Source organism: Bradyrhizobium sp. USDA 4538, from assembly GCF_024171045.1.
Taxonomy (GTDB): domain Bacteria; phylum Pseudomonadota; class Alphaproteobacteria; order Rhizobiales; family Xanthobacteraceae; genus Bradyrhizobium; species Bradyrhizobium australafricanum.
This window is the reverse complement of the sequence record NZ_JALJZE010000001.1, coordinates 317,039-331,760: the sequence shown is the minus strand read 5'-3', so window position 1 is coordinate 331,760 and position 14,722 is coordinate 317,039. Positions and strand designations below refer to the sequence as shown.

16 protein-coding genes are annotated in these 14,722 nt (G+C 64.9%); 11 read left to right on the top strand and 5 right to left on the bottom strand.

Annotated elements, in window-relative coordinates; translation table 11 throughout:
• Nucleotides 1–69: 69 nt before the first annotated feature.
• Entirely contained in the window at nt 70–765 is a 696-nt protein-coding gene (locus J2R78_RS01435; protein WP_050387017.1) for a GntR family transcriptional regulator, read from the bottom strand.
• 217 nt (nt 766–982) lie between these two features.
• On the opposite strand from J2R78_RS01435, the gene J2R78_RS01430 reads away from it, so the two are divergent.
• From J2R78_RS01430 to J2R78_RS01405, 6 genes are all read left to right on the top strand, one after another.
• Nucleotides 983–3,112, top strand: coding sequence for an acetate--CoA ligase family protein (locus J2R78_RS01430; protein WP_057020270.1), 2,130 nt, complete (start codon nt 983–985; stop codon nt 3,110–3,112).
• A 275-nt stretch (nt 3,113–3,387) separates the two neighbouring features.
• Nucleotides 3,388–4,185, top strand: a complete 798-nt coding sequence (locus J2R78_RS01425; protein ID WP_253610056.1) for a sterol desaturase family protein — start codon at nt 3,388–3,390, stop codon at nt 4,183–4,185.
• Complete coding sequence (locus J2R78_RS01420) at nt 4,172–4,549, top strand: DUF4175 domain-containing protein (protein WP_253609457.1); 378 nt, start codon at nt 4,172–4,174, stop codon at nt 4,547–4,549. The genes J2R78_RS01425 and J2R78_RS01420 overlap by 14 nt, the downstream gene beginning before the upstream one ends.
• A gap of 12 nt (nt 4,550–4,561) precedes the next feature.
• Nucleotides 4,562–4,759, top strand: a complete 198-nt coding sequence (locus tag J2R78_RS01415; RefSeq protein WP_024579640.1) for a hypothetical protein — start codon at nt 4,562–4,564, stop codon at nt 4,757–4,759.
• A gap of 40 nt (nt 4,760–4,799) precedes the next feature.
• Nucleotides 4,800–5,108: a DUF6166 domain-containing protein gene (locus J2R78_RS01410; RefSeq protein WP_253609456.1), complete on the top strand. Its 309-nt coding sequence runs from the start codon at nt 4,800–4,802 to the stop codon at nt 5,106–5,108.
• Nucleotides 5,109–5,148: 40 nt separating this feature from the next.
• The gene (locus J2R78_RS01405) at nt 5,149–6,258 is read left to right on the top strand and encodes a Zn-dependent alcohol dehydrogenase (RefSeq protein ID WP_253609455.1); all 1,110 of its coding nucleotides are present in this window, start codon (nt 5,149–5,151) and stop codon (nt 6,256–6,258) included.
• 6 nt (nt 6,259–6,264) lie between these two features.
• Here J2R78_RS01405 and J2R78_RS01400 read toward each other — a convergent pair whose 3' ends face one another.
• A complete protein-coding gene (locus tag J2R78_RS01400) occupies nt 6,265–7,023 on the bottom strand; it encodes a GntR family transcriptional regulator (RefSeq protein ID WP_253609454.1) in 759 nt (252 codons plus the stop codon).
• A gap of 106 nt (nt 7,024–7,129) precedes the next feature.
• Nucleotides 7,130–8,542, bottom strand: coding sequence for an MFS transporter (locus J2R78_RS01395; protein WP_057020275.1), 1,413 nt, complete (start codon nt 8,540–8,542; stop codon nt 7,130–7,132).
• A 365-nt stretch (nt 8,543–8,907) separates the two neighbouring features.
• On the opposite strand from J2R78_RS01395, the gene J2R78_RS01390 reads away from it, so the two are divergent.
• The 4 genes from J2R78_RS01390 (at nt 8,908) to J2R78_RS01375 (ending at nt 12,254) form a co-directional block, all read left to right on the top strand.
• The gene (locus tag J2R78_RS01390; RefSeq protein WP_253609453.1) at nt 8,908–9,315 is read left to right on the top strand and encodes a hypothetical protein; all 408 of its coding nucleotides are present in this window, start codon (nt 8,908–8,910) and stop codon (nt 9,313–9,315) included.
• Between the two features lie 148 nt (nt 9,316–9,463).
• Nucleotides 9,464–10,243: an NYN domain-containing protein gene (locus tag J2R78_RS01385; protein WP_253609452.1), complete on the top strand. Its 780-nt coding sequence runs from the start codon at nt 9,464–9,466 to the stop codon at nt 10,241–10,243.
• Nucleotides 10,244–10,457: 214 nt separating this feature from the next.
• Nucleotides 10,458–10,847, top strand: a complete 390-nt coding sequence (locus J2R78_RS01380; RefSeq protein WP_253609451.1) for a DUF1236 domain-containing protein — start codon at nt 10,458–10,460, stop codon at nt 10,845–10,847.
• Nucleotides 10,848–11,192: 345 nt separating this feature from the next.
• Nucleotides 11,193–12,254, top strand: a complete 1,062-nt coding sequence (locus tag J2R78_RS01375; protein ID WP_253609450.1) for a ketopantoate reductase family protein — start codon at nt 11,193–11,195, stop codon at nt 12,252–12,254.
• Between the two features lie 165 nt (nt 12,255–12,419).
• Here J2R78_RS01375 and J2R78_RS01370 read toward each other — a convergent pair whose 3' ends face one another.
• Together J2R78_RS01370 and J2R78_RS01365 are read right to left on the bottom strand one after the other, a co-directional pair.
• The gene (locus J2R78_RS01370; RefSeq protein WP_253609449.1) at nt 12,420–13,022 is read right to left on the bottom strand and encodes a thiamine pyrophosphate-dependent enzyme; all 603 of its coding nucleotides are present in this window, start codon (nt 13,020–13,022) and stop codon (nt 12,420–12,422) included.
• An 8-nt stretch (nt 13,023–13,030) separates the two neighbouring features.
• Complete coding sequence (locus tag J2R78_RS01365) at nt 13,031–13,582, bottom strand: thiamine pyrophosphate-binding protein (RefSeq protein ID WP_253609448.1); 552 nt, start codon at nt 13,580–13,582, stop codon at nt 13,031–13,033.
• A gap of 171 nt (nt 13,583–13,753) precedes the next feature.
• Here J2R78_RS01365 and J2R78_RS01360 point away from each other — a divergent pair, with 171 nt between their 5' ends.
• A complete protein-coding gene (locus J2R78_RS01360) occupies nt 13,754–14,719 on the top strand; it encodes a tripartite tricarboxylate transporter substrate binding protein (RefSeq protein ID WP_253609447.1) in 966 nt (321 codons plus the stop codon).
• The last annotated feature ends 3 nt before the right edge of the window (nt 14,720–14,722 follow it).

Here is a 14,722-nt window from a genome sequence, read left to right as displayed (position 1 = left end):
TTCTTTGTTCGGACGATCTGATTGTCGTCTGAAGCGGGTGTGGACTCTCAAACTTAAGTGAACGGTTCTCTACGTGAATAATTCTTGGCCGTGCGCCTCGACATAGGCGGCAAGCCCAAGCGTGTGGTCGCGCGCGCGCTTCTCGGCAAGCTCGGTGTCGCGCGCTTCCAGCGCCTCGATGATCCCGAGATGCTCGGGCAGCGAGGTCGCGGTGCGGTCCTTGCGGCCGATCGTGAGCTGGCGATAGCCGCGCACATGCAGCAGCAGGTCATTGGTGAGGTCGACCAGAACAGGCGATTCCGACAGCGAGATCAGCGCCTGGTGGAAGGCGATGTTGGCCTTGGAATATTCCTCGACGTGATCCTGCGGCAGGCGATCGTCGCTGAAGTCCTTGAAGAAGTCGCGCAGCGCCGAGATGTCCTTCTTGCGCGCGGTGGTCGTGATCAGGCGCGCCGCCATGCTCTCCAGCGCCGCCCAGGCGCGGATCATGTCGACGATCTCCGCCTTGGTGCGGCGGACCACGACGATGCCGCGGCGCGGCACGGTCTTCACGAATCCGTCCTGCTCGAGCATCGCGATCGCTTCGCGGATCGGCGTGCGGCTGACGCCGAGGCGCTCGGACAGTGCGCGCTCGTCGAGCATCACCGGCTCCGGCGTCGCGTAGATGTCCATCTTCAGGATCGCTTCCTTCAAGGCTTCATAGGCCTTGTTCTTGAAGCTCGTCTCCGGCGCGATCCGGACGATGGCGATATCTGTGTCAGCCATGGTGGGCGACGCCTTGGTCTGTTTCGGTTCTGGCACGACTCGTCTCCTCCTCTTGGAGACGTCTTCTTAGCAGAAGAAATTACCTTAGATTTTTGGCATGCCAAATACCAGAATGTCAAGCTGCCTATATTTTTCGATCTTTTTGGACCTCGACCGACCTTGACAATTGCGTTTTTGGCATACCAAATGCCACGAAATCTGTCCCAGGAGGAAGCCAATGTCAAATTCGAAGGATGCGGTCCGCAAAATTCTCGATGCGGTCAGGGCCGACAAGCGCACGAGCCTCACCGCGCCCGAAGGCAAGGTGGTTTGCGACGCCTACGGCATTCCGGTGCCGAAAGAGGGTGTCGCCAAGTCGGCGGCCGAGGCCGCCCGCATCGCCTCCGACATGGGCTTCCCGGTCGTGATGAAGATCGTCTCGCCCGACATCCTCCACAAGACCGAGGCTGGCGGCGTGGTGGTCGGCGTCAAGAGCGCCGCCGAGGCCGAGAAGAGCTACGAGACGATTCTCGCCAACGCCAGGAAGTACAAGGCCGATGCCAAGATCGAGGGCATCCAGGTCCAGCAGATGCTGGGCGGCGGCACCGAGGTGATCGTCGGCTCGATCACCGACGGCTCGTTCGGCAAGCTGGTTGCCTTCGGCCTCGGCGGTGTGCTGGTCGAAATCCTCAAGGACATCACCTTCCGCCTCGCGCCCGCGACCAAGGATGATGCGCTGTCGATGCTCGACGGCATCCAGGCGCATGAGATGCTGAAGGGTGTGCGCGGCGGCGAGGCGGTCAATCGCGAGGCGCTCGCCGACGTCATCGTCAAGGTGTCGCAGTTGGTCAGCGATTTCCCCGAGATCGTCGAGCTCGACCTCAACCCGGTGTTCGCCACCAGCAAGAACGCGATCGCGGCCGACGTCCGCATCGTCGTCGACTTCAACTACAAGCCGCGCCCGGCGCCGCGTCCGACCGAAGAGATCGTCGCCGCGATGAACCGAATCATGCAGCCGAAGGGCGTTGCTGTGATCGGCGCCTCCGCCGAGGACGGCAAGATCGGCAACTCCGTGATGAAGAACCTCATCAACGGCGGCTACAAGGGCGAGATCTATCCGATCCACCCCAAGGCCGACGAGATCCTCGGCTACAAGGCCTACAAGAGCGTCAAGGACGTGCCCGGCGTGATCGACACGGCGGTGTTCGCGATCCCGGCGAAATTCGTCGCCGGCGCGCTCGCCGAATGCGGCGAGAAGAAAATCCCCGGCGCGGTGCTGATTCCCTCGGGCTTTGCCGAGGCCGGCGCGCCGGAATTGCAGGCCGAGATCGTCGAGGTCGGCAAGAAGTACAATATCCGCCTGATGGGGCCGAACATCTACGGCTTCTATTATACCCCGGCCAATCTCTGCGCCACGTTCTGCACCGCCTATGACGTCAAGGGCCACGCCGCGCTGTCGTCGCAGTCGGGCGGCATCGGCATGGCGATCATCGGCTTCTCGCGCTCGGCCAAGATGGGCGTGTCGGCGATCGTCGGCCTCGGCAACAAGTCCGACATCGACGAGGACGATCTGCTCGCCTTTTTCGAGCAGGATCCCAACACCAACCTGATCGCGCAGCACTGCGAGGACCTGAAGGATGGCCGCGCCTTCGCGGAAGCCGCCAAGCGCGTCTCCAAGAAGAAGCCGGTGGTCGTGCTCAAGGCCGGCCGCACGTCTGCGGGTGCGAAGGCGGCCTCGTCGCACACCGGCGCGCTCGCCGGCAACGACAAGATCTACGAGGACGTGTTCAAGCAGTCGGGCGTGATCCGTGCCCGCAGCCTGCGGCAGCTGCTCGAATTCGCCCGCGGCGTGCCGGTGCTGCCGACGCCGAAGGGCGAGAACGTGCTGATCATCACCGGTGCCGGCGGCTCCGGCGTGCTGCTCTCCGACTCCGTGGTCGACAACGGCCTGTCGCTGATGCAAATGCCGCCGGATCTCGATGCGGCGTTCCGCAAGTTCATCCCGCCGTTCGGCGCGGCCGGAAATCCTGTGGATATCACCGGCGGCGAGCCGCCGATCACCTACGTCAACACGGTCAAGCTCGGCCTGTCGGATGAGCGCATCCACGCGCTGATCCTCGGCTACTGGCACACCATCGTGACGCCGCCGATGGTGTTCGCGCGCAACATGGTCGAGGTGAAGAAGGAGATGGAGGCCAAGGGCTTCGTCAAGCCGATCGTCGCCTCGCTCGCCGGCGACGTCGAGGTCGAGGAAGCCGCCGAGTATCTCTACCAGAACGGCATCCCGGCCTACGCCTATTCGACCGAACTCCCGGTCGAGGTGCTCGGCGCCAAGTACAAGTGGGCGCGCGGCGCGGGCCTGCTCTGACCTTCTGATCTGTCGAATACCACAGGCCGCCTCGGACACCGTCCGGGGCGGCTTTTTTTCATGGGGGTCGCTTCCGTCCGAGCCTTCGCCGGGGTGGGCGGGCAGGGCGCAACCCGCCTGACCGTTCGAATCCAGCCAGGCCTTCCTGCTCCGTCTTGCGTGGGTTCCGCGCGCCGATCCCTTTTCCTGACCGCGTCCGGCCCACCAAGGCAGCTTGCCTTTGGCAACTGATGTGCTACTGATATGTCAGATAATGAATGACGGAGGGACCCGCGATGGAGTTGGCTGCAACAGGGATGACCGACCGCCAGCGCAAATATCGCGCGACCTACCGCGAGCGCGTGGTGGGTTGGTACAATGGCTGGCTGCATGTCGTGCTGATCTACACGATCGGATTCACGGCGCTGTACGTCTATCTGGCCAATGTGCACGACGTGAAATGGTGGGAATACCTCACCATTCCCGTGGTCTTCCTGATCGCAAACTTCTTCGAATGGGCGGTGCACCGCTTCGTCATGCACCGGCCCTCGAATGTGCCCTTGCTGCGCGCGATCTACAGCCGCCACACGCTGATGCACCATCAGTTCTTCACCGAGGAGGAGATGCGCTTCGCCGATCATCACGACTGGCGCGTCACCTTCTTCCCGCCCTATGCGCTCGTGGTGTTTACTCTGATGTCGATCCCGCCGGCGATCGTCGCGGGCCTTGTGATCTCGGCCAACACCGGCTGGCTGCTGATCACCACGACGACCTCGATGTACCTGATCTACGAGTTCATGCATTTCTGCTGCCACGTCGAGGAAAATGCCTTCGTGCGCAACATGCCCTTCGTCAACACCATTCGCCGGCATCATACCGCCCATCACAACCAGTCGATCATGATGGAGCGGAACATGAATCTGACCTTCCCGGTGATGGACTATGTGTTCGGCACCTCCGACCTCAATCGCGGCCTGCTTGGCCACGTCTTCAATGGCTACAGCACGCGCTACGTGAAGACCGACATGCGCCGCACGGCGCGGACGCCGCGGGTCGTGGCGAAGGAGCAATCGGTGCCGCATGCCGCAGCTTGAACCCAATCTCGCAGGCCTCGCCTGGTTCGGCCTGCTGTGGAGCGTGTGCTGCATCGGCTTCCTGCAACTGGCCGGGATGTACCCGCTGCGCGGGCGCGCCGTCCTGCCGGTGACGATGACGACTGCACTATGGGTGGTGCTGCTCGCCGGCACGCTGGCGTTCGCGCTGGCCGAATTGCGCTGGACCACAATCGTTGTCGTCGGCGGCGTGCTGTTCCTGTTTTTGCCCGGGCTGTTTCAGGCGCTGCCGGAATGGTGGCGCGACGGACGCGCGGGATTGCGGCTGTCCTGTTGCGCCATGATCGCCGCGCTCGCGCTGTTGGTCCGCGTGGCGGCACCGTCGTTTCACAACTGGATGACCTGAAGGGAGGTCTCGATGCCAAGCCACATCAAGCTCATGCTGTCGCTGGCGTGCCTCGCCACGGCAGCCTGCGGATACTTTTTCATGGTCTATCTGGGCCAGCAGGGACCGAGCTATGCGGTCGCCTTCCTCGGCGTGTTCGCAACCGTCGCGATGTGGATATTCCCCGAGGTCGTCAAGAAGGACCTCAAGATGCGTCCGCCGGGATCCTGACCGAGCTCCTGATATGATGCTGCAGCACAGGGAGGATCCGATGGCGAGCTATACCGGGGACCGCACCATCGACGGCATTTCGGTGCTGGTCGACGGCAAGCCGCTGTCACCGCATTACGACCAGCTTCGTCTCACCGAACACGGCTTTGAATGGAGCTACGAGGGGCCCGAGCCGGCACAACTGGCCTTCGCGCTGCTCTATGACCATCTGCACGATGCCGCTGCCGCGAAAGCGTTGCACGAGAGCTTCATGCGGCGCGTCGTCGCCAATTTCGACAATGAATGGGAGCTCTCCTCGGCCGAGCTCGACGAGGCGGTCGCGGCGCTGCGCTCCGGACAGACGGCCTGAGCCCGTGCTGATCTGATGCCCCCGGCAGAGAATTCCTGAGATGACCCTGACCTGTCGCGCGGCGGTGCTGCATCAAAGCGGAACGCCGCTCTCCGTCGAGCGCGTATCGCTTGCGCCGCCCATGCCGACCGACGTCGTGGTGAAGGTGCGCGCCGCGGGGCTCTGCCACACCGATCTGGAAGTCATCGACGGATCGTTGCGCTATCCCTTGCCGATAATCCTCGGGCACGAGGCGGCCGGCGTGGTCGAGGAAATCGGCAGCGCGGTGCGCGACATCAGCGTCGGCGATCGCGTCATCCTGTCCTGGAATCCGCATTGCGGGCACTGCTTTCACTGCGACCGCGCGCAGCCGATCCTGTGCGAGACCTATCTCGCGCGGGGCGCGGAAGGCGTGCATTTCGACGGCGCATCGAAGGCGCAGCTCGCGGACGGACGCAAGCTGACGCACCTGATGTTCCTCGGCGCGTTCTCGGAATATGTCGTGCTGCCGGCCCAGCAGGCGATCGTCGTGCCGAACGACATCCCGTTCGACCGCGCGTGCCTGATCGGCTGCGGCGTCATGACCGGCGTCGGCGCCGCGCTGAACGTCGCCGCCATCGGTCACGGCGATACCGTGATGGTCACCGGCTGCGGCGCGGTCGGGCTGGCAGCGGTGCAGGGCGCCCGGCTTGCCGGCGCAGGTGCTGTCATCGCGGTCGACCTCGATGATGCAAAGCTGGCGCTGGCGCGGCAGCTCGGCGCCACGCACGTCGTCAACGCGGCCCGCGAGGACCCGGTCCAGTTCGCAAAGCAGGCGACGGGCGGCCGCGGCGCCGACGTCATCCTCGAGGCGGCGGGCCATCCCAACGCGTTTCGGCAGACCGCGGAGGCGGTACGGCCGGGCGGCGAGGTGATCTGGCTCGGCAAGATCGACGTCACGCGGGACGTGAGTTTTCGCTGGGGCGCGTTGATGGGCGAGAAGCGATTTCGCCGCTCGAGCTATGGCGGCGCGCGGCCACGGCGCGACTTTCCCTTTCTGGCGCAGGCCTATCTGGACGGCCGGCTCAAGCTCGACGAACTGATCACAGGCCGCTGCAGCCTCGACAGCATCAATGACGGCTTCGAGGCGCTGCGGCGCGGACGTTCGATCCGCACGGTCGTCGAGCTCTGAGAGCCGTTACAGCGTCGAACGTGCAAAACTCTCGATGTAGTCGATCAGGCTATCGGAGGCCGCGCCCGCGGCGTCGACGCGGCGCTCGGCGACGGCTTCGGCGACGTCGGCATGCAGCCGCGCCGCGAGCGGCAGATCGGCCGCTTCCTTGTAATGCTGGTACCAGAACCGGCGCGACAGGCCATGCATCAGGCCCATGGCGCGGGAGGCGAACTCGTTGCGCGACGCCGCGGAGATCAGGGTGTTGAACTGGTGATCCAGCCGCATGAACAGCAGGTCGTCGGATTTCTCCGCCGCGCGCCGCATGCCGGCGGCGATCTCGGAGAACTGGGTGCGCTGCTCGCTGGTGGCGCGCTCGGCGGCGCCGCGCGCCATCAGCCGTTCCAGCTCGCGCCGGACTTCGAGCAGGCGCAGCTGGGCCCTGAGGTCGATCTCGGACACCAGCACGCCGCGGCGGGCCAGGATGTTGACGAGGCCGTCGCGCGACAGGCGCTGCAAGGCCTCGCGGATCGGGGTTCGGCCGATGTTGAGCCGTTTGGCGAGCACGAGCTCGGAGAGCGCGGTGCCCGGCGGCAGTTGCAGCGTCACGATCAGCTCTTCCAGCTCGGCATAGGCGCGATCGGTGAGCGTGACGTCGCTTTGCGGGAGCGGGGCCGGCGCGGAACCGCGCGGCTTGTCGCCGGCGGCGGACGATTGCCGTGCCGGCCGGCGGCTTCCTGCTGTGCGCACGCGCACCGTGCTGGATCGTTTGCTCGAATTTACCATCAGGATCGTGAGTGCTGCTGTACAGCAGATATCTCACACGCCCGATGGCAATGACAAGGCCGGTCGATCGGCGCCGCGCCGAACCGGACGGCGCGCCGCGCGCCCATCAGTGCGAAATGCTTTCCAGCGTCCGGCCGCGGGTTTCCTCGCCGAGCAACAGCACCGCAAGCGCCGCCACCACGAACGCGCCGGCGCCGAGCGCAAACACGCCGCCTTGTCCGGCCGCCGGCAGGATCACGCCGATCACATAGGGGCCGATCAGCGAACCGATTCGGCCGACCGCGGAGGCAAAGCCCGTTCCGGTGGCGCGGACATGGGTCGGGTACAGTTCGGGCGTATAGGCGTAGAGCGCCGACCACATGCCGAACAGGAAGAATTGCATGCAGAGGCCGGCAATGATGAGCTGGGTCTGGTCCGCCGCCGAGCCGTAGAAATGGCAGGCGATCGCGCCGCAGAGCAGGTTCATCACCAGCGTCGCCTTGCGGCCCCAGGATTCGACGAGCCACGCCGAGACCAGGAAGCCGGGGATCCCCGCGAGCGAGATCAGGATGGTGTAGAACACCGATTTGGTGATCGGGAAGCCCTTGGCCTGCAGCAGCGCGCCGAGCCACGTGGTCAGGCCGTAGAAGCCGAGCAGCGCGAAGAACCACAGGGTCCACAACATCGTGGTCCGCTTGGCATAGATGCCCGAAAACAGCGTTCTCAGGCCGGTCACTTCGGACGCGGGGGCGGCCACCTGGCGCACCACCGGCGGCAGCTCCTTGCCGCCGAGACGGTCGCGGACCCTGGATTCGATGTCGCGCACGGTCGCTTCGGCCCGCTCCGAATAACCGTGGGACGCAAGCCAGCGCGGCGATTCCGGAACGAAGCGGCGCACCACCAGCACGAACACGGCCGGGATTGCCTGCAGGATGAAGACCCAGCGCCAGTCGGCGACCTGCAGCACGAAGTAGGTCAACAAGCCCGACGCGATGAAGCCGAGCGGCCAGAATCCTTCGAGGAACGCGATGTAGCGGCCGCGGTTGCGCGCCGGCATGATCTCCGAGACCATCGACTGCGCGACCGGAAACTCCATGCCCATGCCGAAGCCGAGCAGCAGGCGGGACGCACCGAGCGCGGTCGCCGTGGTGGACAGACCGCAGCACAGGCTGCCCAGTCCCCAGAAGATCATGCTGACCTGGAAGACGCGGGCGCGGCCGAAACGGTCGGCGAGCAGGCCGGCGGACGCGGCGCCCGCGAACATGCCGAGGAAGCTCATGCTGGACAGCAGCCCGGTTTCCGCCGTCGACAGGCCGAAGGTCTGGCGGATCGAACCGAGCACGAAGGTGAGCGCGGCCAGATCCATGCTGTCGAAGAACCACGCGGTCGCGATGATTCCGAAGATCCAGCGCTGATAGGAGGTGAGCGGCAGGCGTTCGAGCCGCGCCGCGATATCGGCGACCTGCTGCGCCTGCGCGGTTCGCGCAACGGCGGCCGGAGCCCGGCTTCCCGCTGCCGCGGTGACGTCGGAAATGGTCATTGCTGCCTCCCCAAGTAGAGATTGATGGGCTCTTGTCGGCCCCTTTTAATAAAATGTCACACGGATAGCAGTGATATGTCAATTGCTGATCACGCGCGAATTGGCGGCGGGGACCGGGCTGCGGCACCGGGCGGGGCCGCGGACACATCGGCGCGTAGCGCGGTCCTCCCGTGATCCGGCCGACCATCCTTGTCGCGTCGAGCATCCTGTGAAGCGGCATCAAGAGCCGGTTAACGGCATCCGAGAAATCGGGGGCTAACGGATAATCCGGCTTTAATGGGGAGCCGACTAAACGTCACGTAGTTGCAAGGTGCCGGATGCCTGGAGGTATCCGATGTTGCGTCGGGCGGAGGCGTTTTCCCCATATGTCAGTTCAGGCCGATCTGGATTTTGCGAGCGACGATCGCGCGAGGGCGCAGATCGGCGCGGCGGTGAACTATCTGCTCAGGGACGCGACCGGCGTCGCGCGTGAGCATGCCGTCGAGACCATTGTCGAGATGGTGCGCGACATCGCAAGCCGGCCGCTCACTGTCGAAGCGGCATCGATTCAGCCGCTGATGAGCGGCGTCAGCTATCGGGATTTTGTCATCGATGCCTACCGGCGCGATGTCGATCGCTGGCGCGCGACCATCCGCCGTTCGAACGGCAAGAAGATCCGGATCGCTTCGCCGCCGTCGGTGCGCGACGAGGCGACGACCACAGCGGACGCGATCACCGCCGAGAAGGCCATCGAGTTCGCCAGGCGGGCGATCGACTTGGGCGAGGTGATCTGACCTCGCCGCCTCAAGGCTGGCATCGCCGCGACGTCTTGGCGATGCCGCCTATGCTTGGGACGCGCGATGTGCTCCGATACGGCAGCTGCGCAGGTTCCGCAGCTGTCTGCGGAATTGTCCATTCATCCTGTCCCAGCCGAGAAATGCCATGCCTTCCGAACTCCGTTCGCCTCGTCTGGCCGTCCTGATCGACGCCGACAACGCATCTGCCAAGATCGCCGATGGGCTGTTCGAGGAGATCGCCAAGATCGGCGAGGCCAGTGTGCGCCGCATCTACGGCGACTTCTCCAATCCCAGGTCCAAGGGCTGGGCCGACATACTGTCGAAGCACGCCATCATCCCGCAGCAGCAATTCGCCTATACGACCGGGAAGAATGCATCCGACATCACCTTGGTGATCGACGCCATGGACCTACTGCACAGCGGCCGGTTCGACGGGTTCTGCCTGGTGTCGTCGGACAGCGATTTCACCCGGCTTGCCGCCCGCATCCGCGAGCACGGCATCGACGTGTTCGGGTTCGGCGAGCAGAAGACGCCGGAGAGTTTTCGGCAGGCCTGCCGCCGGTTCGTCTATACCGAGAATCTGCGCGGCGGCGCGCCGAGCAATCAGGATGCCGCCGTGCGGGCGCAGCCGTTGCAGCCGCCCGAGGCCGCCACGCCGATCATCAAGAAGGTCATCAGCCAGATGGCGAGCGAAGACGGCTGGGTCACGCTTGGCGAGGTCGGACGGCAGCTGGCCAATTTCGCGTCGGATTTCGATCAGAGGACCTACGGCTTCCGCACCCTCGGCGAGCTGGTGCGCAGGACCAACGCTTTCGAGATCGAGTCGAAGGGCGGGACGATGCGAATCCGCATCAAGCCAGCGGCTGCACCGCCGCCAAGACGGCGAGCTCCGAGACGGCGAGCCGATCAAAAGCCGTCGGAATGAACGGCGCGCCGCGCGCTCTGTTCTGAACGATCTCTGAATCTGAACCCAGGATGAATGCTGCTTCGAAGGTTGTTCGGAGTAGCATTTTCGTTCGTGCCGGAATCAAGCGAATTGTGCGCGGAACTGGAGTTACGCGGGTTGCAGCGTTGGAACTGGAACGTTCTCGTTGCTTGCGATGTTGAGGGGGCATCGATCAATTCGGAGGAGGAGAATCATGAACAAGCGTTTTGCTGTGTCCCTTGTCGCTGCTGCGTCGCTGCTCGCGTCCGGCTCGGCCTTCGCGCAGTCCACGACCGCGGCGGGTGCCGCGAACGGCGCGCGGGCCGGTGGCGAAATCGCGGGCCCTGTCGGCGAGATCGTCGGCGGCACGGTGGGTGCCGCGGTCGGCGCCGGCCTCGAGATTCCGAATGCGGTGATCACATCGATCCCGCGCAGCGAGCCGTCGGTGGTGGTGCGTGAACGCGTCGTCGTCGGCGAGCCGCTGCCCGACACCGTCGTGCTGCGCCCGGTGCCGCGCTACACCGAGTATCGCTACGCGGTCGTCAATGATCGCCGCGTGATTGTGGAGCCGCGCACCCGCCGGATCGTCAAGATCATCGACTGATCGCGTGATCGCGCCTGTTCCACCGTCATTGCGAGGAGCTCGCGACAAAATTGCAAGCAATTTTGCGCTGAAGCGACCAAGCAATCCGTCGCGCCGCGTATGCTGAAGCATGGATTGTTTCGCTACGCTCGCAATGACGAAAGCAAGGAAATGACATCCTCGCGGGCCCATCGCCCGCGGGGATTTTCGTGGTCCGATTTTCGTGGGTCCCATGAATACCGGCATGGCACGGGCCCGCTTTTTTCATGAAGCGACCGGTTGGCCTGACGCCGCGATCCCCTAAACTGATCCGCAACGGATGGACGCAGCCAGCGTTCGTCTCAATCAAGAGCAGGGGATGGAGACATGGCTCGGAAGATCGCGATCGTCGGCGCGGGCGCTGTCGGCGGCTACGCCGGTGCGCATATGGTGCAGGCGGGAGAGGACGTCACCTTCATCGATCCCTGGCCCGCGCATGTCGAGCACATGCGCAAGCACGGACTGCGCGTCACGCACGCGATGGACGTCGCGGAATTCTCGGTGCCGGTGCGCGCGCTTGATGTCACCGACGCGCAGCAGCTGGCGAAAGAGAAACCGGTCGACATCGCCTTCGTCTGCATGAAGTCCTACGACACCGACTGGGCCACCATGCTGATCCGGCAATATCTGGCGGCGGACGGCTACGTCGTGTCGCTGCAGAACTGCATGAACGAGGAGACCATCGCCGGCATCGTCGGCTGGGGCAAGACGCTTGGCTGCATCGCAAGCAGCATCACCGTCAATCTGCCCGAGCCCGGCCACATCCACCGCGGCGCCGGCAAGGGCGGTGCAGCGCACACCGTGTTTCGCGCCGGCGAGGTGCATGGCCGCATCACGGCGCGGGCGGAGGAAGTCTGCCGCCTGGTCGGTTATTCCGACAGCGCCAAGGTCACCTCCAATCTCTGGGGCGAGCGCTGGTCCAAGCTCGTCGCCAACGTGATGGGCAACGGGCTCTCGGCCTGCACTGATCTAACGGGCGGCGAAGTGCTGCAAAGCGAACCGCTGCGCCGCTTCTCGACGCGGCTCGGCAGCGAGGCGATCCGCGTCGGCCAGGCGCAGGGCTATCAGTTGGAGGAGATCCTGCATCTGCCGCCCGAGACCATCGCCCGCGCCGGCGAGGGCGACGAGGCCGCAACGCGCGCCTGTGACGAGCAGCGCTTCAAGGATGCCAAGCGCACCTCGTCGGCGCAGCGTCCCTCGATGGGCCAGGACATGCAGAAGGGCCGCCGCACCGAGATCGAATTCCTCAACGGGCTCGTGGTTCGCGAAGGCGAGAAGCTCGGCATCACCTGCAATGCCAATGCCGCGCTGACCGACATCGTCAAGCGCGTCGAACGCGGCGAGCTGGCACCGGATCCGCGGCACATCACGGAGTTGAGGATGAATTGAGTCGAACTCATACGGGCCCGACTGCCGTCATTGCGAGCGCAGCGAAGCAATCCATCCAACCGCATGCGCGGATGCATGGATTGCTTCGTCGCTTCAGCGCAAAATTGCTCTGCAATTTTGTCGCGAGCTCCTCGCAATGACGGATGCGCGGCCGCCGGGTCTTGCCTACAGCAGCTGCCTCACCCCCATCCCATGCATGAACCGCTCGCGGATCTGCACGGGGTCGCGGCGGGTGGTGCCGGTGCCGGGCTTGTCGTCGATGCGGACGCCGATCAGGGTCGGGCCGGAGGTCTGTTTCGACTGTTCGATCAGCCGCTCGAAATCGTCCTCGTCGGCGGCCCATGAGCTGCTCGCGATGCCGCTGGCGATTGCGACCTGAACGATATCGGTATGGCCGGCGGCCGGCGTCGGCTGCGCGCCCGTGATCTGGTAGATACCGTTGTCCATCACCACCATGGTGAGATTCTTCGGCGCCAGTGTCGCGATGGTCGAGAGGCAGCCGAGCTGCATCAGCAGCGAGCCGTCGCCTTCGAGCGCGAATACGCGCCGCTTCGGCTGCGCCAGCGCGACGCCGAGCGCGATCGGGAAGGCGAGGCCCATGCTGCCCAGCATGTAGAAATTCTGCGGGCGGTGGCCGGCGGCCCAGAGGTCGAAATTGGTGTTGCCGATGCCGCCGATCACGGCCTCGTCCTTCAGCCCGGCGACGAGGCGCTGGGTGAGCTCGAAGCGGTTCATCACCTTGGTGTTGCGCGCGGGGGTGCTGGTCATGGCTGATCTCACTTGTCGAAGGTCTTGCCGCCGGTCAGCAGCGGCGAGAGGATCAGTGCCACCGGCGCCTGGGTGGTGACGGCCTGCTTGATCGAGCGGTCGGCAATGAATTCGAGCTCGTCGAGCCGGGTGATGGTGTGATGCTCCATGGCCAGCGAATCCAGCACCGGGCGCATGGTGCGGCAGACCAGCGCCTGGCCGTAATTGAACTCGCCTAGCGTGCCGCGCTCGGAGACGAACATGATCAGCGGAATCTGATAGGGCACCGCGAGCGAGGCCAGCACATTGGCCAGTGTGGCAAAGCCCGAGGTTTGCATCAGCACCGCGCCGCGCGTGCCCGCCATCCAGGCACCGGAAACGATGCCGACCGCTTCTTCCTCGCGCGCGGTCGGAAATGTCGTGAAATAGGGATCGGCGTGCAGGTCCTTGATCAGCGTGGTCAGCACCCGGTCGGGCACATAGGGCACCAGCTTGATCTCGTTCCGCTTCAGCGTCTGCAGCACGATGCCGTGCCAGCTGGTCGCTGACTTCTGGGACGAGGCTTGTTCCGCGGCCGCCATCCTGTTCTCCCTGCTCGCGCGACGCTGGTGGCCGCTTGCCGCACGAAACTTGACGCGGTGCCTGCGATTGTCAACATGTCGCGGCCGCAACGCGATCTGCGGAATTCGGCCATCGCAGCGCCGAACCAACGTGCGATACAGGCGTAACGAAAAAAGGGACGGGAGGCGTCGATGGCCGGATGGGTCTGGCGGACCGCCATTGCGGCAGCGGCCATTTTTGTGGCCGGGCTTGCGTCCGCGCAGCCGTTCCCGGCCAAGGCCGTTCACATTCTCGTTCCATATCCGCCCGGCGGCGGCGTCGATGTGCTGACGCGGACGCTCGCCGAAGCGGTGTCGAAGACCTGGACGCAATCGATCGTGGTCGAGAACCGGCCCGGCGCCGGCGGGGTGATCGCCTCGCAGGCGATCGCGACCTCCGCGCCCGACGGTTACAATCTGATCATGGTGGCGAGCGGCCATGCCACCAATCCGTTCCTTTATCCAAAGCTGCCCTACGACACCTTCAAGGATTTCTCGCCGATCTCGCTCTTGGCGTCGTCGCCGAACGTGCTGCTGGTGCGCGCGGATTCGCCGTTCAAATCGGTCGCCGACGTCATCGCTGCGGCGAAGGCGAAGCCCGGCAGTCTCTCCTTCGCCCATGCCGGCAACGGCACCTCGACCCATCTGGCCGGCGAGCTGCTCAACAATCTCGCCAAGATCGAGATCAGTGCGATCCCCTACAAGGGCGGAGCGCCCGCGATCAACGATCTGCTCGGCGGGCAAATTCCGCTGTCGTTCAACAACGGACCAGAATCGGTCGGGCAGCTGCAGGCCGGCACGGTTCGCGCGCTGGCGGTGACGACCGGCTCGCGTGCGCCGTTCCTGCCTGACGTGCCCAGCATGTCGGAGACCGTGCCGGGCTATGACACCGAGGTGTGGTGGGGGCTGCTCGGGCCCGGCAACATGCCGGCCGACCTCGTCGCCAAGATCTCGCATGATTTCGTCGCGGCCGTGAACACCGATGCCGTGAAGGAGCGGCTCGGCAAGCTCGGTGCGATCCCGATCGGCTCCACGCCGGACAAGTTCGCCGCCAAGATCAAGGCCGACTACGACAAATGGGGGCCGATCATCAAGGCTGCCGGAATGAAGACGGAATAGAAC